General features: G+C 53.3%; 24 protein-coding genes. 11 read left to right on the forward strand and 13 right to left on the reverse strand.

The features are described 5' to 3' along the window. Positions 1-47 precede the first annotated feature (47 nt). The gene (locus IEY11_RS11265) at positions 48-1,226 is read right to left on the reverse strand and encodes an LCP family protein (protein WP_188886573.1); all 1,179 of its coding nucleotides are present in this window, start codon (positions 1,224-1,226) and stop codon (positions 48-50) included. Between the two features lie 4 nt (positions 1,227-1,230). After that, a complete protein-coding gene (gene pyk, locus IEY11_RS11270) occupies positions 1,231-2,682 on the reverse strand; it encodes a pyruvate kinase (protein WP_118729690.1) in 1,452 nt (483 codons plus the stop codon). 283 nt (positions 2,683-2,965) lie between these two features. Between pyk and IEY11_RS11275 the strand changes: the two genes are divergently transcribed. From IEY11_RS11275 to IEY11_RS11290, 4 genes are all read left to right on the forward strand, one after another. Continuing rightward, complete coding sequence (locus tag IEY11_RS11275; RefSeq protein WP_188886574.1) at positions 2,966-3,886, forward strand: nucleotidyltransferase family protein; 921 nt, start codon at positions 2,966-2,968, stop codon at positions 3,884-3,886. A 15-nt stretch (positions 3,887-3,901) separates the two neighbouring features. Further along, on the forward strand, positions 3,902-4,411 hold the full coding sequence (locus IEY11_RS11280) for a hypothetical protein (RefSeq protein WP_117488347.1): 510 nt from the start codon (positions 3,902-3,904) through the stop codon (positions 4,409-4,411). 137 nt (positions 4,412-4,548) lie between these two features. Then, entirely contained in the window at positions 4,549-4,785 is a 237-nt protein-coding gene (gene secG / locus IEY11_RS11285; protein WP_110436055.1) for a preprotein translocase subunit SecG, read from the forward strand. A 1-nt stretch (position 4,786) separates the two neighbouring features. Beyond that, positions 4,787-5,008, forward strand: a complete 222-nt coding sequence (locus IEY11_RS11290; protein ID WP_118286113.1) for a hypothetical protein — start codon at positions 4,787-4,789, stop codon at positions 5,006-5,008. A gap of 97 nt (positions 5,009-5,105) precedes the next feature. Here the strand turns inward: IEY11_RS11290 and IEY11_RS15250 are convergent, their stop codons facing one another. The 5 genes from IEY11_RS15250 to IEY11_RS11315 form a co-directional block, all read right to left on the reverse strand. Then, positions 5,106-5,945, reverse strand: a complete 840-nt coding sequence (locus tag IEY11_RS15250) for a GIY-YIG nuclease family protein (RefSeq protein ID WP_188886575.1) — start codon at positions 5,943-5,945, stop codon at positions 5,106-5,108. Beyond that, positions 5,942-6,358, reverse strand: a complete 417-nt coding sequence (locus IEY11_RS11300; protein WP_188886576.1) for a flavodoxin — start codon at positions 6,356-6,358, stop codon at positions 5,942-5,944. Before IEY11_RS11300 ends, IEY11_RS15250 begins: the two co-directional genes overlap by 4 nt. Before the next feature lie 13 nt (positions 6,359-6,371). Next, positions 6,372-7,010, reverse strand: a complete 639-nt coding sequence (gene pth, locus IEY11_RS11305; protein WP_188886577.1) for an aminoacyl-tRNA hydrolase — start codon at positions 7,008-7,010, stop codon at positions 6,372-6,374. A gap of 23 nt (positions 7,011-7,033) precedes the next feature. After that, complete coding sequence (locus IEY11_RS11310; RefSeq protein WP_118729684.1) at positions 7,034-7,522, reverse strand: deoxycytidylate deaminase; 489 nt, start codon at positions 7,520-7,522, stop codon at positions 7,034-7,036. 84 nt (positions 7,523-7,606) lie between these two features. Next, positions 7,607-8,263 carry an ABC transporter ATP-binding protein gene (locus tag IEY11_RS11315; protein WP_199677291.1) on the reverse strand — a complete coding sequence of 219 codons (657 nt, stop codon included), beginning with the start codon at positions 8,261-8,263 and terminating at the stop codon, positions 7,607-7,609. Between the two features lie 158 nt (positions 8,264-8,421). On the opposite strand from IEY11_RS11315, the gene IEY11_RS11320 reads away from it, so the two are divergent. After that, the gene (locus IEY11_RS11320; protein WP_188886578.1) at positions 8,422-9,045 is read left to right on the forward strand and encodes a cysteine peptidase family C39 domain-containing protein; all 624 of its coding nucleotides are present in this window, start codon (positions 8,422-8,424) and stop codon (positions 9,043-9,045) included. A 265-nt stretch (positions 9,046-9,310) separates the two neighbouring features. On the opposite strand, the gene IEY11_RS11325 is transcribed toward IEY11_RS11320, so the two are convergent. From IEY11_RS11325 to IEY11_RS11355, 6 genes are all read right to left on the reverse strand, one after another. Continuing rightward, entirely contained in the window at positions 9,311-9,490 is a 180-nt protein-coding gene (locus IEY11_RS11325) for a hypothetical protein (protein WP_118761777.1), read from the reverse strand. A 16-nt stretch (positions 9,491-9,506) separates the two neighbouring features. After that, on the reverse strand, positions 9,507-10,049 hold the full coding sequence (locus IEY11_RS11330; RefSeq protein WP_118761776.1) for a stage V sporulation T C-terminal domain-containing protein: 543 nt from the start codon (positions 10,047-10,049) through the stop codon (positions 9,507-9,509). A 113-nt stretch (positions 10,050-10,162) separates the two neighbouring features. After that, positions 10,163-10,483, reverse strand: coding sequence for a hypothetical protein (locus IEY11_RS11335; RefSeq protein WP_188886579.1), 321 nt, complete (start codon positions 10,481-10,483; stop codon positions 10,163-10,165). A 488-nt stretch (positions 10,484-10,971) separates the two neighbouring features. Next, the gene (locus IEY11_RS11345; RefSeq protein WP_188886581.1) at positions 10,972-11,808 is read right to left on the reverse strand and encodes a DegV family protein; all 837 of its coding nucleotides are present in this window, start codon (positions 11,806-11,808) and stop codon (positions 10,972-10,974) included. Between the two features lie 232 nt (positions 11,809-12,040). Continuing rightward, entirely contained in the window at positions 12,041-12,811 is a 771-nt protein-coding gene (locus IEY11_RS11350; RefSeq protein WP_188886582.1) for a TraX family protein, read from the reverse strand. 428 nt (positions 12,812-13,239) lie between these two features. Next, on the reverse strand, positions 13,240-13,485 hold the full coding sequence (locus IEY11_RS11355; protein WP_188886583.1) for a hypothetical protein: 246 nt from the start codon (positions 13,483-13,485) through the stop codon (positions 13,240-13,242). Between the two features lie 944 nt (positions 13,486-14,429). On the opposite strand from IEY11_RS11355, the gene IEY11_RS11360 reads away from it, so the two are divergent. The 6 genes from IEY11_RS11360 to IEY11_RS11385 all read left to right on the forward strand — a co-directional run bounded on the left by IEY11_RS11360 (position 14,430) and on the right by IEY11_RS11385 (position 19,900). Next, positions 14,430-14,858: a DEAD/DEAH box helicase gene (locus IEY11_RS11360; RefSeq protein ID WP_188886584.1), complete on the forward strand. Its 429-nt coding sequence runs from the start codon at positions 14,430-14,432 to the stop codon at positions 14,856-14,858. Beyond that, a complete protein-coding gene (locus IEY11_RS11365) occupies positions 14,837-15,595 on the forward strand; it encodes a helicase-related protein (protein WP_330600809.1) in 759 nt (252 codons plus the stop codon). Before IEY11_RS11360 ends, IEY11_RS11365 begins: the two co-directional genes overlap by 22 nt. A 293-nt stretch (positions 15,596-15,888) precedes the next feature. Further along, positions 15,889-16,650: a hypothetical protein gene (locus IEY11_RS11370; RefSeq protein ID WP_147358094.1), complete on the forward strand. Its 762-nt coding sequence runs from the start codon at positions 15,889-15,891 to the stop codon at positions 16,648-16,650. 160 nt (positions 16,651-16,810) lie between these two features. Beyond that, positions 16,811-17,380 (forward strand): hypothetical protein, encoded by a 570-nt coding sequence (locus IEY11_RS11375; RefSeq protein WP_118729672.1) that lies wholly within the window; start codon positions 16,811-16,813, stop codon positions 17,378-17,380. 154 nt (positions 17,381-17,534) lie between these two features. Next, positions 17,535-18,449 (forward strand): LysR family transcriptional regulator, encoded by a 915-nt coding sequence (locus IEY11_RS11380; RefSeq protein WP_188886586.1) that lies wholly within the window; start codon positions 17,535-17,537, stop codon positions 18,447-18,449. Positions 18,450-18,733: 284 nt separating this feature from the next. Then, a complete protein-coding gene (locus IEY11_RS11385) occupies positions 18,734-19,900 on the forward strand; it encodes a hypothetical protein (protein ID WP_188886587.1) in 1,167 nt (388 codons plus the stop codon). Positions 19,901-19,943 lie beyond the last annotated feature (43 nt).

Below are 19,943 nucleotides of genomic sequence, written 5' to 3' on the forward strand. Positions count from 1 at the left end.
CATGATCGTCGTCATGTCCCCTGCTTCGTTCTCTAACGATCACAAGTTTAATAATACACCTTATTCCCGTTTTCGTCCAGACTGTATCGGTCACCATCGCAATCATAATAGTCACCGGTGTCGGAATCGTACCAGCCGCCTTCCTCCACAAAGGATTCCGGGTCCACCGCAGTGGTATTCGACTTGGTATCCGTGCTCTTGGACGAATCGGTCGTATCCGTATCGGACTTGCTGTCCGTGCCTGTATCATCGTCGGTCGTGCCGCTGCTGATATCCGCGTCATCATAGATGTATGCATGGATATGGTCGGCTGCAACGTCCAGATCGTAGGTGATATACTCGCCGGAATTACCGGAATAACTCCACTCGCCATCCACCGGAACACGGGTGTGCTCAAGTGTCGGAATGCCGTTCTTGACCGCGCCGACGATCAGCGACGCCATATCAGTCGGCGAAAGCGAGGTCGTGACATACGGAACCAGCTTGCGCATGCTGCCGATCAGCTCGGTGGCGCTTGCACTCTGCAGCTTGGTGAAGATGGCGTTCAGCACAACGCTCTGACGCTCCACGCGCGCCCAGTCATCGCCGGTATCGCCCTTGCGGATACGGCCATAGCACAGCGCCTGCACGCCGTCCAGCGTCTGCAGGCCGGTCTTCTCCACGCCGGAGAACTCCTTGCCCCGCTCTGCGCCGTAGTCCTTGATGACACGGTTGAGCTCCTTCAGCTCGTTATCGTTCTGCACGTCAATGTCCACGCCGCCGATCGCGTCTACGATCTGCACCAGCTGCTCGAAGTCTACGGCAACGTAATCCTTGATATCCGTGCCGAAATTCTCGTTGATGGTGCGGATGGCAAGACTCGGACCGCCGCGGAAATACGCCGCATTCAGCTTGTCCTCACCGTAGCCGTCGATATCTACCAGAGAATCGCGCATCAGGCTGATGAGCTTGATCTTGCCGCGCGTGTTGTCCACGGTGACGATCATCATGCAGTCCGAATGACTCTGCTTGTCGCCCTCGCGGGTATCCAGACCGAACAATGCAATATTCGTAATATTTTCGTCCGCTGTGACGCTCGCCGCCAGATCTTCATCGGACAGCGAGGAGTCATAGGTATAGCCGAACATCGTGCGGTAGCCGTACAATCCGATGCAGAACAGGATCGCCAGCGCCACAACAGCGGCCATCGTGCGGAACAATGCACGCTGCAAGCGTTTGAAAGACATAGTGTTAGTCCTCGAAAGACTTCTCGGTCAGTTCGTGTACACGCAGGGTATTGGTGTAGTAAACCTCGCCTACCGGCATACCTGCGGTGATGGTGATAACGTCGCCAACGCGCAGATCGAGCGCAGTTACCGCTGCCTTCTCGGACAGATGGTACAGCTCAGTGCCGGACTGCGGGCGCTTTTCAACCAGAATCGGCTTTACGCCCCAGGACATGGTCAGGCGGTTAAAGGTCTTTTCACTCGGGGTAGCGGCGATGATCGGCGCGCCCGGACGGTAGGTGGATACAGCGCGAGCGGTAGAACCGGACTCGGTGAACGCTACAATGCCCTTAACGCCCAGATCAGCGGAGGTAGAGCAGGTTGCGTGCGAGATTGCCAGCGTCTTCGTGTCGCCGTCTACGTCCATGTTCTGGAACTCAAGACGGGTTACACGGCGGCGGTCGTAGTGGATGGTCTTCTCTGCGTTCTCTGCGATGCGGCTCATGGTGCGAACGGTCTCTACCGGATACTTGCCGACAGAGGTCTCACCGGACAGCATGATAGCGGAGGTGCCGTCGTAAACAGCGTTTGCAACGTCGGAAACCTCTGCACGGGTCGGGCGCGGGTTCTTAGCCATGGACTCGAGCATCTGGGTAGCGGTTACAACGCGCTTGCCACGGGAAATGCAGGTCTTGATGATGGACTTCTGGATCTCCGGCAGCTCCTCAAACGGAACCTCAACGCCAAGGTCGCCGCGGGCTACCATGATGCCGTTTGCCTCATCGAGAATCTCCTGTACGTTGTTTACGCCTTCCATGTTCTCGATCTTGCAGATGATCTCAACATCTTCCTTGCCGTGTGCCTTGAGGATCTCCTTGATGTCGCGGACGTCCTGTGCGGAACGGGTGAAGGAAGCAGCGATAAAGTCGATGTCCTGAGACAGACCGAACTCAATATCCTCACGGTCCTTATCGGAAACGAACTTCATGTTCAGCTTGATGCCCGGTACGTTGATGGACTTGCGGTTGGAGAGCGGGCCACCGTTGAGCGCCTTGCACACAATGTCGGTGCCGTTCTTGATCTCCTCGACCTCGAATGCAACCAGACCGTCGTCGATCAGGATGCGGGTGCCCGGCTGAACGTCGTTCGGCAGGCCTTCGTAGGTGATGGAAACGATGGTGTTGTCACCCTCGATATCGCGGGTGGTCAGCGTAAACTCCTGACCCTCAACAATCTCGATCTTGCCGTCCTTATAGGTCTTGGTACGGATCTCCGGACCCTTGGTATCCAGCATGATGCCGACCGGCATGCCAAGCTCCTTGCGGGCTGCCTTAACGGCGTCCATGCGAGCCTTGTGCTCCTCGTGAGAGCCGTGGCTGAAGTTCATACGGGCAACATTCATGCCTGCCTTGATCATCTCGGGCAGTACAGCATCAGTTGCGGGACCAAGCGTGCAGATAATCTTCGTTTTGCGCATCGAAACATATTCCTCTCTATAACAATATGGTTTTAATAATAAAATTCTCTATACGTATACGTTTTTTATTTTAGCAGTTTTCCCGACACTTTGCAATCATCACCCGAACCCCATTTGGATTTTCATGCTTTTCGACAAAAAAGCAGACCCGCGCCGCAAACATCTTGTGTTTTATGATACGCTCTTGTATAATAAAGGAGTATTCCCGTTTGAGAGTATGAAAAACATGAATGAAATGCTTTATTTGTATAAATAGATAAGGTTCTTTAGGAGGATATAGACTATGGCAAATCCGGTTTTGGTGATCATGGCGGCAGGTATGGGCTCGCGCTACGGCGGACTCAAGCAGATCGACCCGATCGGTCCGAACGGACAGATTCTGCTCGATTATTCCATCTACGATGCACACCGTGCAGGCTTTGACCGCGTGGTATTCATCATCCGTCCCGAGCTGCACGAGGCATTTGAGGACGCCATCGGCAAAAAGGCGCGCCGCTTCATGCAGGTGGACTACGCTTATCAAACGCTCGACAATCTGCCGGACGGTCTGACCGCACCGGAGGGCCGTGAGAAGCCGCTCGGCACCGCGCATGCAGTGTGGTGTGCAAAGGAGCTGACCGCCGGCTGCCCGATCGCCGTTATCAACGCGGACGACTTCTACGGCGCAGATGCATTCCGCAAAATGTATGATTACCTCGCTTCCGCACAGGATGACGACAAATTCCGTTACTGCATGGTCGGCTATCAGGTCGAGAACACGCTCACCGAAAACGGCACAGTCTCCCGCGGCGTATGCACTGCAGACGAAAACGGTCTGCTGGCACATATCATCGAGCGCACCGCCATTCACCGCGATGCGGACGGCATCATCCGCTACGATGCGGACGGCGATGCACCCGCCGGTGAGATTGCGCCCGGCACGCCGGTGTCGCTCAATCTCTGGGGATTCACCCCTTCCTTCCTGCCCTCGCTTGATGACGGCCTTCGTGAGTTTTTCGCAGGCAAGCTGCCGGACAATCCGATGAAGGCGGAGTATTATCTGCCGTTCGCGGTGGACGCGCTCATCAAGGACGGAAAGGCGACCGCAAAGGTACTCACCACGGATTCCCGCTGGTACGGCGTCACCTACCGCGAGGACAAGCCGACCATCTGCGCTGCCGTTGCAGCTATGACGAAAAACGGCGATTACCCCGCTGATCTGTAAAAAGCGAGGTTGTTTATGGATTTTTCTACTGAATTTGTTGCCTTGCGCGACAAGCTGCTGAACAGGCAGGATCCGCATTTCCGTTCCCAGCAGAACGTGCAGGTTTCCGGCCGAATGGCGGCGCTGCTAAGCGTTTTCAACTCCCGCACGCCCCGCAAAATCCTCGGTCTGATGCCGACCGGCGGCACGAGCCACGCACACGAATATCGTCTGCTGTTCGCCGTGCCCTCGCTCGATGAGCAGACGCTTGACGACTGGTGGAAGTACGCGCAGCAGGTCAGCGCCGAGCTGGTAAAGCCGGACGAAAACCACGATTTTTCGCTGCTTTCGGTCATTCTTGCCGCCGGCGAGACTGACAAATCCGTGCTCAAAAAGCTGAAAAAGCTGTCCGACGAGCGCAAATACCAGAGCGGCAAGCACGGCTGGTCGTCCATCCGTCTGGCGGTCGTGGATCTTGATACGCACAAGGTGCACACCAACCGCATGGGCGATTCGCTGAAAAACATTCTCCAGCCGCTTGTCTGAGACAAATTCCCGGATGAAAATACGGAAAACCTCTTGAAAAAGTACATTTAATATGATATAGTATCATGTACGCATATTGCGCGCATAGTCTCGTTATGCGCGATAAGAAAAATGAAAAGCAGTGGAGGAAATTACCTATGACTACCGCACAAATCGCTCTCTCGGTCATCATGATCGTTGCAAGCCTGTTCCTGATCGTTGTTGTTCTGCTCCAGCATGGTGCACAGCAGGGTCTGGGCGCTGTATCCGGCTCCGCAGACACCTTCTACGGCTCCGGCAAGGCAAGCGCATCCGACCGTATCTTTGCTCGTCTGACCTCGATTGTCGGCGTTGTTTTCGTCATCATTGCAATCGTCCTGAACCTCATCCACTAAGATGCAGACGGTTCAGCGACTGCTCCTGCTGCTGTTTGCCGCGTTCGCCGCGCTGACAGTCCTGCAGCAGATCCGATACGGCATGATCTGCGGACGCAGTGAGCAGGAGGACAAACAGGATGATCCCAAGGCCAAGGCGTGCCGTCAGCAAAGCACGATCTACGCGATCGCAGCCGCGGTCAGCCTGATCGTCAATATCATCATCGGCGCACTCAGCAAGTAAAGCAAAAGCTGTCCTTTCGGACAGCTTTTTGTTTTGAAAAATGTCAAGTAAATCGGGCAGCCGTCTTCCCTTGTCAAGTGGAAGGCGGCTGTTCTTTTCAGTCAAAAAGTGCTTCGATACGCGGTTTCGCGCCCTGCCACTCCTCAGTGTGCAGACAGCAAAGGGATTCGTTCGGCATCTCCATCGTGCGTCCGTCCGGTGTCAGACCGGTGAGTGATGCGCCCTGCTCCTGTGCGGCGGCAAAGTCCGCCAGCGGCACGAACAGCATCTCCGCGACCTCCGGGCCGGGCCGGAACAGCGGAATGCTGTCGATACGCGCCAGAAATGTATACGCCAGCTCATCATCAAAGCCGACTTCGCCGCGCGAGTAGCGCTGACGATAACTGCCGCCGTCGATCAGGTCGGCTGCTGTCAGCTGCAGTCCGCTCTCCTCCCGCGCTTCGCGCAGAACAGCGGTCTGCGGCGTTTCGCCCGGGTCGATATGTCCGGTCGAGGTCAGATCAAAGCCGCCCGGAAATAAAGGCCGGTCAAACTGCCGCTGCTGCAGCCAGATGCCGCACACGCCATCCCGCTTACCGACCACCCACAGGTGGCACACATGGTGGAACAGCCCCTGCGCATGCACGACGGCCCGCGGGCGTTCTCCGCAGGCACGTCCATCTGCATCGTAAACAGTGAGCAGTTCTCCGCCGTTCTGGCTGTCAATCAGCGCCTGCTTCTGCGGCCGCGTGAGCCTTTTAATTGCTGCTTCGCGCTGCATGGCCTCGCTCTGCGTGTCGAACATTTCGCTGTACGCCAGCGTCACCGGACCGCGTCCGCGCGTATATTTCGCACCTTTTCCGCTGTTGTGCGCCGCCAGCCGAGCCGTGAGGTCGTTCGTCCAGCCGCAGTACAGCGTATCATCCGCACAGCGGAGCACATAGGTATATCCGCTCATCGGCTTGCCCTGATATCGCGCTGCGCAAGGATCGTACAGCCGCGCTTTTTGATTTGCAGACGCACCTTCGCCTTGCTCTTTTCACTATTGCCGCTGCCGGAAACCAGTATTACTTCGACCTCCGTACCGGGCGGCAGCAGCTCGACCGCGCTGTTAAACGGCGGCGCGGGATAACCCGCCCAGACCGGCGCCATCAGCACCACTCTGTCATAGCCGACAAACAGCGGCATACCGTCCAGCGCGACCGCCTTCTGCTTGACGGCCTCCGGGCAGCCGCGCACAAACGCGGTGAACCGGTTGTACGGCGTTTTCGGCGTAAGCTCAATCAAATCGGCGTTCCGCGCCTTGGCTTCCGCGCGGGCGTATGACCGTGTTGTGCCGCCGAGCGAGTAATATGCTACTGCGGTTTTCATCAAAACCAACTCCTTAGATGCGTTTTCCGTTGAATTTCTGCGCGGCAGCGGCACAGTCCTCCGCGATGATGCAGGCAGCCGCGTTCACCGCGTCCTCGCACGCCTTGTCGATAGCCTTCTGCTCCTCCGCCGGGAACTTGCCGAGCACCCACGCCGCCAGATCGTAATCCGGACGCGGCTTTTTGCCGACGCCGATCTTCACGCGCGGGAAGTCCTCGCTGTTCAGATGATAGATAATGTTTTTCAGGCCGTTCTGTCCGCCTGCCGAGCCTTTTGCGCGCACGCGCAGCGTGCCCACATCGAGCGACACATCGTCCGACAGCACGATAATGTGCTCCGGCGGGATTTTGTAGAACGAAGCCGTATCGCGCACCGCTTCACCCGACAGGTTCATGAACGTCTGCGGCTTGAGGAACAGCACGCGCTTGCCGCCGAGCATACCCTCACCCGCCAGTGCCTTGAACTTCATGCGGTCGATCTTCTGTCCGCTGCGGGCGCAGTAACCCTCAAGTGCACGGAAGCCCGCATTGTGACGGGTATTGTCGTACTTCGTACCCGGGTTGCCCAGTCCGACCACGATCCACTCGATCGGCTGGGATGCCTTTGCGGCTTTTTCTTCATCCAACTTCTTAAAAATATCGAATATTGACATATTTTTCTCTCTCCGATGTCTGTTTAGTATGCCATGCTGCTGCCGAGCGTGTCGTCATTCTCCACCCAGTCGTGCACATTCACGGTGTCATATGTATCTGTGTCACGGCGGATAATCACCTTCTCAATGCCCGCATTGATGATGAGGCGCTTGCACATCGTGCAGGAGTTTGCGTCCGACATGATCTTTCCGGTGGACATATCGCGGCCGACCAGGTACAGCGTCGCGCCGATCATCTGGTCACGCGGAGCGGCAATAATGGCGTTCATCTCCGCATGCACCGAGCGGCAGAATTCGTATCTTTCGCCGCGCGGAATGCCCATCTTCTGACGAATGCAGGTGCCGATGTCGATGCAGTTGGCACGACCTCTCGGCGCACCGTTGTAGCCGGTGGATACGATGACGTCGTTCTTAACGATGACCGCGCCGAAGTTGCGGCGCAGACAGGTTCCGCGCTCAAGCGCAACCTGCGCCATGTCGAGGTAGTAGTTTGTTTTGTCCCGACGGTCCATTTTTGTTTCCTCCTTCTATATAGGAAAACCTGTTAGGTTTGATTGCGTTATTTTCATGCACTGATTATCCGGTGCCGGATAATCTCACCCGAAAAGGCACCCGTTTTCAAGATGCATCCGCCTTGCGGCGCACTGCGCTGCCCGCTCATCGTGTGTGATGAGCACCAGCGTATGCCCCGACCGATGCAATCGGTCAAACAGCTCCAGCACGCTGTCCGCCGCAGCAGGATCCAGTCCTGCGGTCGGCTCATCCGCCAGAATCACGCACGGTTCTGTCACGACCGCCCGTGCGATTGCCACCCGCTGCTGCTGTCCGCCGGAAAGCTGGTGCGGCCGGTGATTCGCCCGATCAGACAGGCCAACGTGCTCCAGAACCGCCAGTGCGCGTTTGCTCCGCTCATCCCGCGGAATGCCCTGCAGCGCCAGCGGCAGCGCAACATTTTCCAGCGCTGTCATGCCCGTCAGCAGCCGGAACTGCTGAAACACAAAGCCGATCTTCTCACTGCGCAGACGCGCCCGCTGTTTGGCCGGCAAATGTGCGACTGCTGCTCCGTCGAGCAGATATTCGCCGTCAGTCAGGCTGTCCAGCAGACCCAGAATATGCATGAGTGTGCTTTTGCCCGATCCGGATGCGCCGGTCACCGAAATGTAGTCACCGTCCTGCACGGTCAGATCGACTGAGTTCAGCGCACAAATGCCGTTCTTAGCATATATTTTACTCGCATGAATCAGTTTTAGCAATGCCGATTCACTCCTTCCCACCCTATCTTTGGCGGGAAGTATACTTATCATACCATGAATATGCGCTTTCCGCAAATTTGTATTGACATTGATCGGCATTGACCTTACTATTATATAGTAATCCGGTAGGAATACGCCACACGAAAGAAGGTTCCCCTATGAAAAATCCGCTGCGCTACCAGCTTTCCGAATATGACTGCGGTCCAACCTCCATGCTCAATGCGCTCGCATTCCTGTTTGAGCGTGAGGATATCCCGCCGGAGGCTGTCCGCAACATCATGCTGTACTGTCTGGACTGCTACGGCTCGGACGGCGTAAGCGGCAAAAGCGGTACCTCCTGTGCGGCGATGATGTTCCTCAGCAACTGGCTGAACGGCTTTGGCAAGATTGGCCGCCTGCACATCTCCACGCAGTATCTGTCTGGTCCGGCGGTGAATTTCGGGCAGAACAGCCGTCTGCGCGACGCACTCCGCTGCGGCGGCGCTGCCGTGGTACGCCTGCACTTCGATGGAGAGCACTATGTGACGCTCACCGGCATTGATGAGAATGACATGGTGCGCGTGTTCGACCCGTATTATCTTGATCAGCCGCTCGATACGGACGGCGTGCAGATGGTGTACGACCACCCGTGCGAATACAACCGACTCGCGCCTCGCCCCTGCTTCGAGCGTGAGACCCACGAGGTTTACGCGCTTGGCGAGATTGACACCCGCGAAGCCATTCTCCTGTTTAATGACCAGACGCGCCTGACGGCAGAGAATACCATCGAATATATGATTTAACGCCAAACAGCGGAACGATTTGTATCGTTCCGCCGTTTCAGTCTATAAAAAGTTATATCCCTGCCATTTCAAATAATCCGCGCGACAGCGCGCGTTAAATAGCATTTGCTTGCAAATGCCAAAAAAGTCAGGGCGTGTACCTGACTTTTTTGACTTCTATAGGGAGAAAGTTACCGTATGGGAACTTTCGGACAACTTTGGAACGGCCCACGACCCGTTCTCGCTTGTCGGCGAAGCTGCAGTTTCATGACAGCCTCCGCCGTTTTCATCTCTGCTGCTCCTCGCAGTATTTCTCCGTGTAGGCCGTTGCTTTGGGATCGCCTTTCGGCTCGCGTGTCTGCTCCCACGGCGGCAGCTCGGCCACTGCTGCCGAGTCAATATGCGCCGCATCGTCGTACTGTGGGAAGGCCTTTGGCTCACGCTCTTTGTGATCGTGCCTGTGCATATAGAGAACGCTCCTTTCACACTGCAATACGTTTGGACAAAAACTGTGCCGCTGACTGACACAGCTTGAGCAGCACTTCATCCGCCTTTTCGTCCTCTTTTTCGCTGACAAATGCGACACAGCCGCTGACATCGCCGTCTGTGATGATTGGCGCCGCCGCAACCACCGCGCAGCCGTCCTGAGAGGAGATAAGCACCTCCGGCTGCTCGTCCACACCGCGTTCGTAACATTCGCGGCGTTCCATCAGCTGCTCCAGCTCGGATGAAATACTCCGCTCCAGAATATCCTTTTTCGCACCGCCTGCTGCCGCAATCACCGCATCCCTGTCGCAGATGGCACAGCTCATGCCTGCTGTACGCGCCATAGCCTCCGCCAGCTCGGCGGATACCGCGCCCATCTCTCCCATCGGTGAGTATTTCTTGAAAATCACTTCGCCGTCGCGGTCGGTATAGATTTCTAACGGGTCACCCTCTCGAATCCTAAGCGTTCTTCTGATCTCCTTCGGAATAACAACGCGGCCGAGATCGTCGATCCGGCGCACGATTCCGGTTGCTTTCATAGCAATTCCGCCTCCCATTTTCGGTATTTCTGCTGCGATAGTGGTAGTATTTACTGAAACCGTGCAATTCATGTAGAAAAACCGTATGCACAATGTGTTCCTATTCATGAAAATTATGGTTTGCAGATCTGTTTCTTTCGCGTTAGCAGCTGCTCTGCACAGCGGACGCACGGCTGATATGTAATCTTCCAAATACCGCCTTCCCAATCCGCAACCCCCTTTGTCGTCCACTGTTTTTTCTGCCAGTCCTCGAAATATATTTGCAGCGAAACATGGGTCGTTCCATCTGTCGGCAAATAAACATAGCGATAGCCCTCGCATACAGACATCGGCGGCAAAACCTCTTTTCCCAATGGGTACTCTCTGCCGTCAAAGAGATACCGTTCCAGATAAATCACATTGCCGCCCACATTTCGGATATAAATTGCAGGCACACTTTGATCCGGCTATATACCGTCGGCACTTTTCAGCGTAATCGGCTGCGTCAGCAAATACAGCTCCACCTTGTTCTGCGCCTCTGCCTGCCATTTGCTGAGTTCGTACTGCTTTCTACCGATTTGCATACTGGAAATCAATGCAAGAACAGATACAATAAACGAAAAGAAATGGATGGAGTTAATACATAATGATGGAAAATGATGTGCTGACGATGAGAATATGCAAAAGCATAATAGGAAGCAACTGTTTTTTTGCGCATTATCAAATCCGTGCCGTCCAAGAAGGCCGAGTCGCTCAAGGCATGGCTGGCCATGGTGGGCCGTGAGAGGATCTGGATGCGCTGCTGCAGGATCTGTTCGCTGAGCTGGCTCCGGAGTTCCTTGCGGCGTGCAGTGCGGCGGATATGCAGGTGCTGTGAGCGGAAAACAATCAACCGAACAGAAAAAGGGCGAAACCATGCGGTTTCGCCCTTTGTTTGTTGAAATCAGTAGCTGACAATCAATCCGCCGCGCTCGGCGTAGTAGCTGCAGAGCCCGCGGGTCGGCAGGATCTCGATGCTGGTATTTTCCCAGATATCCAGAATGCTGTTTTTCAGCGTCTGAGCCAGTGCGAGATTATCACAATGGCTGATCGCGACATTTCCGCCGATGAATCCGTGCTCCTTCATGGTGCTGACCAGCGTCTGTACGACCTTTTTCGCACCGCGCGCCTTGCTTTCAAAGGCGATCTTCCCCTCGTCGCTGCCGCTGCCGATGCCCCAGATGCCGAGAGCTTTGGCGAGCATACCCGTCAGACGGTGGATGCGTCCGTTCTTGATCAGGTTGTCAAACGAGGAGAGCGCAAAGAGGATTTTGGTTTTCTGTAGAAAACCTCTGGCGTGCGCCGCAATATCGTCAAAGGAAAGGCCCTGACGGATCAGGCGCTCGATCTCCTTTACGCAAAGCAGAACCTCCGGTCCGGTGGATAAGGAGTCCAGAATGACGATCTTTTTATCCGGGTTTTTCTCCAGCGCCATATCTCTTGCCGCAAGAGCGCTGTTCATGCTGCCGGACAGCTGCGAGGAAATGGTGATCGCGATCGCGCAGTCCACCTGTTCAAACTGTGCCAGCCATGCGTCCGGCGTGGGGCAGGAGGTGTGGCCGGCCGAGTGTTCCTGCTCCATGGCGTAGAGCATTTCCATCGTATCCAGATGCTCGTCATCGACAAAATCCCGCTCCCCGATGCGGATGGTAAACGGCACACTGGTCAGCCGAATCCTTCCGTCCGGACTGGTGGAAGGGAGCAGATCACAGCTTGAATCCGTAATAATGTTCCAGTTCATATGGTTTTTCCTTTCTCTCTTACCGAAAATTTTCAGTGTTATCGTGGGGAAAGTGCTCTCTCTTGCAGTCGGTCGATCTGCACCGCACACAGCAGCCGGCCTGTCCTGCACACTTTCCTTCATAAAACAGAAATAGAAAATGCGCGGTCTTGATGTTTTACTTATTATATAACAGAACGCGCATTTGATAAATAACAAGTTTTACAGATGCTTACAAATACTGGTATAGCCGTCAGCGGGTCAGATATTGCAGGATCAGCACAAGGATCAGCATATGTACGGGATAAAAGGCATAGCAGGCATACTGGAACGGCTTGCTGTGATAGCCCTGCCGTCCTCGGTACAGCCAGATGGGGAGGAGCGCCAGAAGTGCAAGCCCCTGCTGACAGATTTCAAATTCCATGCCGAATATATGGACGGGATACAGCAGACCGCCCAGCAGCTGCACATTGACCCAGTAGAGGGCGAGAAGCTGTCCTGCCAGACACCACCACTTCCGTCCGCGGAAGAAGTAGAAGATAAAGATCGTCAGCACGCCGGTGCCGTAGTAGTCCACCATGCTCAGGGTGCCCAGCACTGTGCCGATCAGCACAACAAGCAGGGCGGTGAGCAGGTACAGCCATGTTTTTTGTTTTTTGCGCACGGTTTCCATCAGATGAATGCCCAGAAGACCGAGCAGCAGCGTCCAGATCACGTTCTGGTGCACCGGATAGAACCAGGTTCCGCCGTACATCAGGTCGAACGGTACTTCGGAGAGCATGGCAAACAGCGCAAGTCGCAGGGCGTATTTCCAGAAGCTGTGGGTGTGAAAATATCCTTCCACCGCCATGAATGCGAAGATGGGGAAGGCTAGCCGTCCGGCACACGTCAGCCAGTCCTGCGCGGGCAGGAGGGTCGCCCAGAGATGATCCATCAGCATCAGCACCATGGCGAGAATGTGAAGTGCCGCGGCGCTGAGGGAAAAACGGCCGGAGGCGGGAGTGGACAGGTTGTTGGTTGACATACGGGTGCTCCTTTATCTAAGGCAACACCGCACAATTAAAGCTGCGGCGCTTTGCCGAAATTTTTCACCCTGATTGCGTTGCGATTTCTTGCAATACGAAAGTATTGCTGCAAAACCGCGCCTTATCAGAGCACAAAATTTGCTCGCAAATCGCTCTTGTCTAATTATACGGTATTGCCCTAAATCGTTCGGTAATCGCGAGGGGTGACACAGGAATGTGCTCTGCATTTATTATATACAGAAGAGCGGACAGCCGCAATGCCGCAGCGATAAACTTTTTGTGAATATCCGCGAGGCGGACACGGCGCACAGGCGAAAAACGCCCTGCCGACCGGTGCGGGCAGGGCGGGAAAAGCCGGAAATACAGATTCCCGGCACAGCATTGCAGCCATGCCGGGAACGGTTGAGGGATCATGAAGATCAGCAAGTTACAGCTCGCCGCGCGCTTCGCGCTCTGCAAGTTCTTTCATGATAGCGGGGTACTTTTTGTCGAGCTGATACAGTATGCCGACGATCAGAACGATGGTTTCGGAAAGATACAGCGTGCTGTACATCCACGAGTCGTTATGGAACACATACTTGCAGTAGTACGGCAGAATCGTGCCGACAACAGCCTGATTGGTGCTCTGGAACATCCAGAGCAGCAGGACAGCGATTGCGGCCCAGATGCTCATTACCTTGGCCCAGGCAGACTGATTGTTGCCAAACGTTGCACGCTACGTCACCGCCGCCGTAAGCCAGGCGTGTCAGAATATTGATTTTTTCGTTTGCGGAAACAGGTCGTGTAGGCAGAACCGCCTCTGCCTGCATGGTTGGATTGGTTTTCACGAAACATTCTCTCCTTCTCTGGTTTCGCTTCCAATTTACAGCCGCCCCAATAAAATACACCTGATCAATGCTGCGTTTTCCGGCCTGCTGCAAGCGGATAGGATTGTTTAGCGTGCAGCCTGCCTGCTTCACAGAGATCGTGCTTCGAAATTCACATCCTTGCAAGGCGCTGACCGCATTTGTTATCATAGCACGGATTGACAATGGTGGAAAGAAATTCCTGTATACTATATATAAAAAACTAATTACATTTTGTGCGATAGGTAAAATGAGTAGTTAATGATGCACAATTTATAATAAAAGAAATGTGCGTAATAATCAAAAAATCAATGCAAACTGAGAACCGACGGACGCCGTTGCACGCAGTGCACGCTTCGCTCTGTATTTTTCGACCGACCCATGTGAATCGCAGCGACGGACCGATGGAGGAGGGCTATGCGCGGGCGCTTCTGCCCGCGCTGCAGAAGGCGATGTATTCGACTTCGTTCGGACACCGTACCGCACGTTGAAGTGCCCAAAAAGTTAGACAAATAGTTTGAACAAAAATTGCAAGCGTCGTTGCAGATGGCACTGACAGCGTCAGAGCAGTTCGGTATCAGCATGCTGGAGCTGGGTAAGAGGATGGAATGAAAAAAATACATAGTACAATGTCTTTTGCTATTATTATATATCATGTTTTTCCTGTGAAATTATAATTCTACTTCAATCTCAACAATGGAATAAAGGCAGTTCAGACGAAATTTCAAAATTTCAGTTTTGAATGAAAATTCTATGTTTTGGAGTGAAGATTATGACGAACAAACAGGAAAAGATGATATGCAATACCTTTGGCATTTCGAAACTCAAGCCGTTTCAGAAGAAGGTAATCAAAGACTTATCCGATGGTACAGATGTACTTGGTTTAGCACGAACCTCCGAGGGCAAGTCAATCTGCTTTCTCTCAATGATTACCCTGCACCCAAATGGTCTGCTGATTGGTATTCTCCCGACGGTTGCACTCATGCGCGATCTGGTGCAGCGTTGCGAGGACAATAAAATCCGAGCGGGCTGCCTGTATAGCGAAAACAGGGAGAATACCAATACAATCGAACAGCTGACACATCGTAAACTCCAGGCGCTCTTTGTTGCGCCGGAACGACTGAGTGATCCTCGTGTCTCTGGAAGGCAATTCAGAAGAATAGCGTACATACGGTTGTTGTGGACGAGGTACACTGTCTGACGGAATGGGGCAATGAATTTCGTCCCATGTACCGCAATATCGGTAAATTCATCAAGGATTTACCCAATTCTCCCGTCGTTGCTGCTTTCAGCGCAACTGTTATGCCGGATGATATTCCATATATCGTGAAAAGTCTGCATATGAAAAATCCTGTTGTACATATCGGCAAGCTCAAACGTTCTAATCTGTCCCTCAAGAAAGCATTTGTGAAAAATGATGCTGTTCGTTATGCGAAAGTCAGAAAAGCGGTTCAGAAATACGGCAGTAAAGGGAAAATTGTTATCTACTGCACCCGCGTCTGCGATGTGGAAGATATGCGTGACTTTCTGATTGAGGATTGCGATATTTCGGCTTCTGCTATTGCCCTCTGCCACAGCAGGCTGTCTAACCGAGCCGAGCAGGAAGCGCGCTTTCGTTCCGGTGAGGCACATATTATGATTGCAACTTCTACGTTCGGAATGGGCGTGAATGTCCCGGATATTCGCCTGATTATTGTCTCTCAACTGCCGTTCAGCGTCGCGTCATTCTACCAAATGGCAGGACGGGCCGGGCGCGACGGCAAACGCGCAAAGGCACTGCTGCTCTGGAATGACGCCGATTTTCAGATGAACCTTGACATTATTTCTGACACGGATGACCATGCAGTTGAAGCCGCCAATGAACTGTATGCGATCTGTGAATCATCGGACGATCTGCACGACGCAGTCATCGGCTGCTTTGCGAAGGAGGGTGAATAATCATGGACTCTCGCTATGGTATCCACACGATCGAATTATTTCACAGGGTGTCTAAGAAGGACTTCAACAAGGTGTTTCATAGTCTGAAAAGTATGAATTCTGGCAATTTTTATCCAGACACGACATATCATTCTGAGAAAGGTCTGACGAAGTATATCTGCACCTCTTACTGCGGCCAGGGCATAGTGCTTTATCTATACCAGCAGGTGCGTAGCAAGAACAAAACAAAGAAAAATCTTGCATCTTTTATTCATTTTCGGCTCAATCCTCATACTTTACTGCACGGAGAGTATGTGCCAAAGAAAGTATTCCAGGCGGAAGAAAAACAGCTCAACTCGCTCGACAAGGAAATGACCAAGCTGCTGCGTGAAATCGGTCTGGACTGCGAGTTCGAACAGCTGACGCTCTCTCGCATCAACTGCTGTCTGGACTTCTTCCCCGAGTCACAGAAATGGGTCGATGAGGCGCTGCGCGTCATTCGACGTAGCCCGTACATGAAGCAGTACAAGCTGTGTACATTCGGCAAAGGATTCCCTAATCATAAGGAAAAGAACGCGCATTCGTGGCGTATTTGCTGCAAGACGACCACATTGACGGTCTATGACAAGACATTTCAGCTGATGGAGGAGGACTTGCTGGAGCAGTATGACGCGCCGATGCTTCGGTTCGAGGTGTCCCGCTCGGGAGCGAAGTTCAAGCGCGGCCTGTCCGATGAAGTCAAGGGCAGCAACAAGGAAATCCTGAAAACCGTGATGAATGAGTCGGAGAAAACCATTCACTCATATATGAAAAAGCTGCACGCAAATCTGCCGTTTGTGCGATATTCCGACTGCATCGCACGGATTGAAACCGTCAAACACTCCGCTACGAGGAAGAATATGCGACTGCTGGTCGAAAAGCTGTCCGATTGCAAAAGTTATGCACAGGCTGTGAAAAACAGCGGGCTGTCCGAGAATAAGCTCCGAACCGTAAGGAAGCAATTCGAAAAACTGGGTGTGCAGCCGGTGACGATGCGCGATACGGCAGGAATTGATGAATTGAGATTTATGCGGTAAATATCACCCCATGCCTTGTTATTCAGCTTGGCATGGGGTTGTTTTTTCAAGGAGCCATTGCAGCTTTTGCGGTGAGATAACCAACATATGTATAAGATAGCATGAATTGCGGTGAAATGCGTTTTCACTATCTAAATTCATATCAAGGAGCTGATTTTCAATGAAATATATCGACTATCACAAAATGAAAGAGTTTTATACCATTGCTGAGGTCTGTCATTTATTCGAGATGGACAAGAAAGAATTGCGGTACTACTCTGAAAAGTACGGTATTTTCCCGCAGGAAGACCAGTATGGCAACCACGGCTTCCGAAAGGTCCTGGTTCGCAAGCTGTACAACTACATCTACAAGGAGCAGAAAAATAGCAAATTCTCTTCCGCTCCGTACTGTTCATTTTACGTTCCCCCTCGTGAGATGTATATGCTGCTACCGAATTTAGTTATATTTTTATGCTATTTGCGTAAATGCCGAAATATATTTCTGTATGGTATGGAATGCACGAGGTTCATTACAGTCAATATCACACCTATATGCGTGCAAAATCGCCTCCCTCGCAAGCGGTTTCGATTACTTTTCATCATGCTTACGCGCAAACGCAAAGGCCGGAGAACCACCATTGCTGATGGTTCTCCGGCTGTATGGGGGGAAGAAAAGGTGTCAAATGCGGCCCATGATGTAGTCTCGCAGGAAGTGTGTGCGCGCGGCGCCGGGATCAAGACTGCTGTCTAACCTTTTATGACACATAGCTGCCGCTATCGCGCACGCCGAGAATATTCAAATGGTTTTCGTCCATTTTCGCGGTATTCCCTCCTCAAGATCATCTGACATTTTCCGCCCGAATATGCTATACTGAAGATACTACATGCAAAAGAGGAAAAGAGTTATGCAAATTCAGCAGCTTACCTACTTTGTCGCCATTGCGGAGCAGGGCAGTATCAACAAGGCCGCGGAGAAGTTGTTCGTCACGCAGCCCAATCTGAGCAAGGCCATCAGCAATCTGGAAAACGAGCTCAAGGTGCGTATTTTCAACCGCACGAACAAGGGTGTCGTGCTGACTGACGAGGGAAAAAAGCTCTACCAGTACGCGCGCACGATCATTAACCAGATGGAGCTCATTCAGGGCTTATCGGAGAAAGAGCACGCGCCGGTGCTGTCTATTGCCTCCTATCCAATCATCACAATGGGGCGTCTGATGGCGAAGTTCTACAACAATTACCACGATAACCGCGTGGCGCTCAAGCTGGTGGAAAACCGTCTGCAGCAGGTGATCGAGAGCGTGGAGCACGGCGAAGCAGAGATTGGCTTTGTGATGAGCAACAACGTGCAGGTGAAGGAGCTCAAGCACATGCTGAAGTTCAAAAACATTCAATTCCACGCGCTGGGCTCGGACACCTGGTACGCAAATCTCGGTCCGAACCATCCGCTGTATCATGCGTCTGAGGTGACGATGGAGCAGCTCCTGCCCCATCCGTTCGTCCGCCTTCCGGACGATTATTTCTCCAATCTGAGCTTTTATCTGGAGATCGACGGCGTGCGTCTCGAGCAGTTCAAGCGTGTTGTTTACGTCAACGACAGCGCGGCCATCCTGTCGCTGCTGCGCTCGACCGATGTGGTTCGCCTCGGCCCGAGACTGAGCGCGCCGGACTTTGCGGAGTACGGCATCCGCACCATTCCAATCCGAAACTGTCAAGTACAAATCAATGTAGGCTGGATTCAGCGCAGCCGAGAAATGCTGAGCACAGAAGCACAGGCATTTGTAAAGATGCTGGAGGAGCTTTACCCAAAAAATGAGAAATAAGACGTTTCGAGGGTTATAATAAGCTATTCCGTTTTGTTATGACCGGGTTATAACAAAAGCAGAATGGACAAAAAACTGCAGAATGGTATACCGAATAGTGTCAAAGCAAAGGCGCTGTGATTTAGTCACAGCGCCTATTCTTTTGTCTGTTTTTCATGAAAAGCGGGCGTGAAACTGTACATGAATACTATTCCGTTTCGGTTATAACGTCACTATAACTTTTATGATTTGGACAGGCATAACAAATTTATGATACGGTATAGACACAGAAAGGAATGAGGCTTATGACACCGATCAGCGCACTTGCGATTCTGTTCTGCATCTACGCAGTCAGCGATCTGATTGCGCAGAAGACCAAAGCAATATTCTCCACGGTGCTCAGCATTGCAATCCTGCTGCTTGCAGGCTTCTGGAGCGGTATCCTGCCGCGCACACTGATCGACGATGCGCAGATCACCGGGTTCGGCAACATCATCGCCGGTCTGCTCATCGTGTCGCTCGGCACGACGATCGACTTCGCGGAGCTGCGTCGGCAGTGGAAGGTAGTCGTCACCGCGCTGTTCGGCGTGTGCGGCGCAGTTGCAGCAATCGTACTGATTGGACGGCCGTTCATCGGCAGCGAAATGGCGATCGCCGGCGCACCGATCTTCGCAGGCGGCAGCGCGGCAACGCTCATCATGACGAGCACGCTCAAGGAGATGAACCTCACGACGGCAGCGACGTTCTGCATCGTGCTTTATGTGACACAGAAGTTCATCGGCGTACCGATTGCCTCTCTCCTGCTACGGCGCACAGCAAGGCTCATCCGCGATGACGCGGTGCTCGTAGAGCAGTACAGCACTTTGCAGGAGGAAAACGACGCGGCGCATCACGGTCCGCTGCATCTGCCAAAATGCTGCGAGCGTCCTTCGATGTACCTCGCCAAACTGGCAGTCGTTGCGGTCATCGCGTACTATGCATCCAAGCTGACCGGCGGTGCGGTTCACTACTTCGTCATGTGCCTGATCATGGGCGCGGTGTTCTTCGCACTGGGTTTCCTCGATAAAAACATCCTCGGAAAAACGCAGGCCTCCAGCCTGATCACGTTTTTCGTCACCATTCTGATCTTTTCCAATCTGGCGCAGACCACGCCGGAGCAGGTGCTGTCCGTTCTGCCTGCGCTGCTGACCGCAGCGGCCTGCGGCGTTTTCGGAACCATGGCGGCCGCGCTGCTGTGCGCTAAGCTGCTGCGCATCCCGATCAGCCTTGCGGCGGCCTACGGCATCAGCTGCACGTTCGGTTTCCCGACCACCATGCTCATTCCGCAGGAGGTCTCCGAGGCGTTCGGACGAAACGAGAAGGAAAAGAAAGCGATCTTGAATTTCCTGCTGCCGAAAATGCTGACGGCAGGCTTCGTCACCGTTACCATCGTGTCCGTGCTCATTGCAGGCGCGGCGGTAAAGATGCTGTGAACTAAGCCCCGGTACAACGGGCTTTCAATAGAGGAGGTATACG

Source organism: Butyricicoccus faecihominis (assembly GCF_014648015.1).
Classification (GTDB): Bacteria; Bacillota; Clostridia; order Oscillospirales; family Butyricicoccaceae; genus Agathobaculum; species Agathobaculum butyriciproducens.

Coding starts and splice junctions, on each gene's coding strand:
- pth (WP_188886577.1), bottom strand. CDS start 7,010: ATGTCAATATTCGATATTTTTAAGAAGTTGGATGAAGAAAAAGCCGCA.
- IEY11_RS11360 (WP_188886584.1), top strand. CDS start 14,430: ATGACGAACAAACAGGAAAAGATGATATGCAATACCTTTGGCATTTCG.
- IEY11_RS11300 (WP_188886576.1), bottom strand. CDS start 6,358: ATGAAAACCGCAGTAGCATATTACTCGCTCGGCGGCACAACACGGTCA.
- IEY11_RS11275 (WP_188886574.1), top strand. CDS start 2,966: ATGGCAAATCCGGTTTTGGTGATCATGGCGGCAGGTATGGGCTCGCGC.
- IEY11_RS11380 (WP_188886586.1), top strand. CDS start 17,535: ATGCAAATTCAGCAGCTTACCTACTTTGTCGCCATTGCGGAGCAGGGC.
- IEY11_RS11385 (WP_188886587.1), top strand. CDS start 18,734: ATGACACCGATCAGCGCACTTGCGATTCTGTTCTGCATCTACGCAGTC.
- secG (WP_110436055.1), top strand. CDS start 4,549: ATGACTACCGCACAAATCGCTCTCTCGGTCATCATGATCGTTGCAAGC.
- IEY11_RS11265 (WP_188886573.1), bottom strand. CDS start 1,226: ATGTCTTTCAAACGCTTGCAGCGTGCATTGTTCCGCACGATGGCCGCT.
- IEY11_RS11280 (WP_117488347.1), top strand. CDS start 3,902: ATGGATTTTTCTACTGAATTTGTTGCCTTGCGCGACAAGCTGCTGAAC.
- IEY11_RS15250 (WP_188886575.1), bottom strand. CDS start 5,945: ATGAGCGGATATACCTATGTGCTCCGCTGTGCGGATGATACGCTGTAC.
- IEY11_RS11325 (WP_118761777.1), bottom strand. CDS start 9,490: ATGCACAGGCACGATCACAAAGAGCGTGAGCCAAAGGCCTTCCCACAG.
- IEY11_RS11290 (WP_118286113.1), top strand. CDS start 4,787: ATGCAGACGGTTCAGCGACTGCTCCTGCTGCTGTTTGCCGCGTTCGCC.
- IEY11_RS11330 (WP_118761776.1), bottom strand. CDS start 10,049: ATGAAAGCAACCGGAATCGTGCGCCGGATCGACGATCTCGGCCGCGTT.
- pyk (WP_118729690.1), bottom strand. CDS start 2,682: ATGCGCAAAACGAAGATTATCTGCACGCTTGGTCCCGCAACTGATGCT.
- IEY11_RS11345 (WP_188886581.1), bottom strand. CDS start 11,808: ATGAACTGGAACATTATTACGGATTCAAGCTGTGATCTGCTCCCTTCC.
- IEY11_RS11350 (WP_188886582.1), bottom strand. CDS start 12,811: ATGTCAACCAACAACCTGTCCACTCCCGCCTCCGGCCGTTTTTCCCTC.
- IEY11_RS11310 (WP_118729684.1), bottom strand. CDS start 7,522: ATGGACCGTCGGGACAAAACAAACTACTACCTCGACATGGCGCAGGTT.
- IEY11_RS11320 (WP_188886578.1), top strand. CDS start 8,422: ATGAAAAATCCGCTGCGCTACCAGCTTTCCGAATATGACTGCGGTCCA.
- IEY11_RS11355 (WP_188886583.1), bottom strand. CDS start 13,485: ATGAGCATCTGGGCCGCAATCGCTGTCCTGCTGCTCTGGATGTTCCAG.
- IEY11_RS11375 (WP_118729672.1), top strand. CDS start 16,811: ATGAAATATATCGACTATCACAAAATGAAAGAGTTTTATACCATTGCT.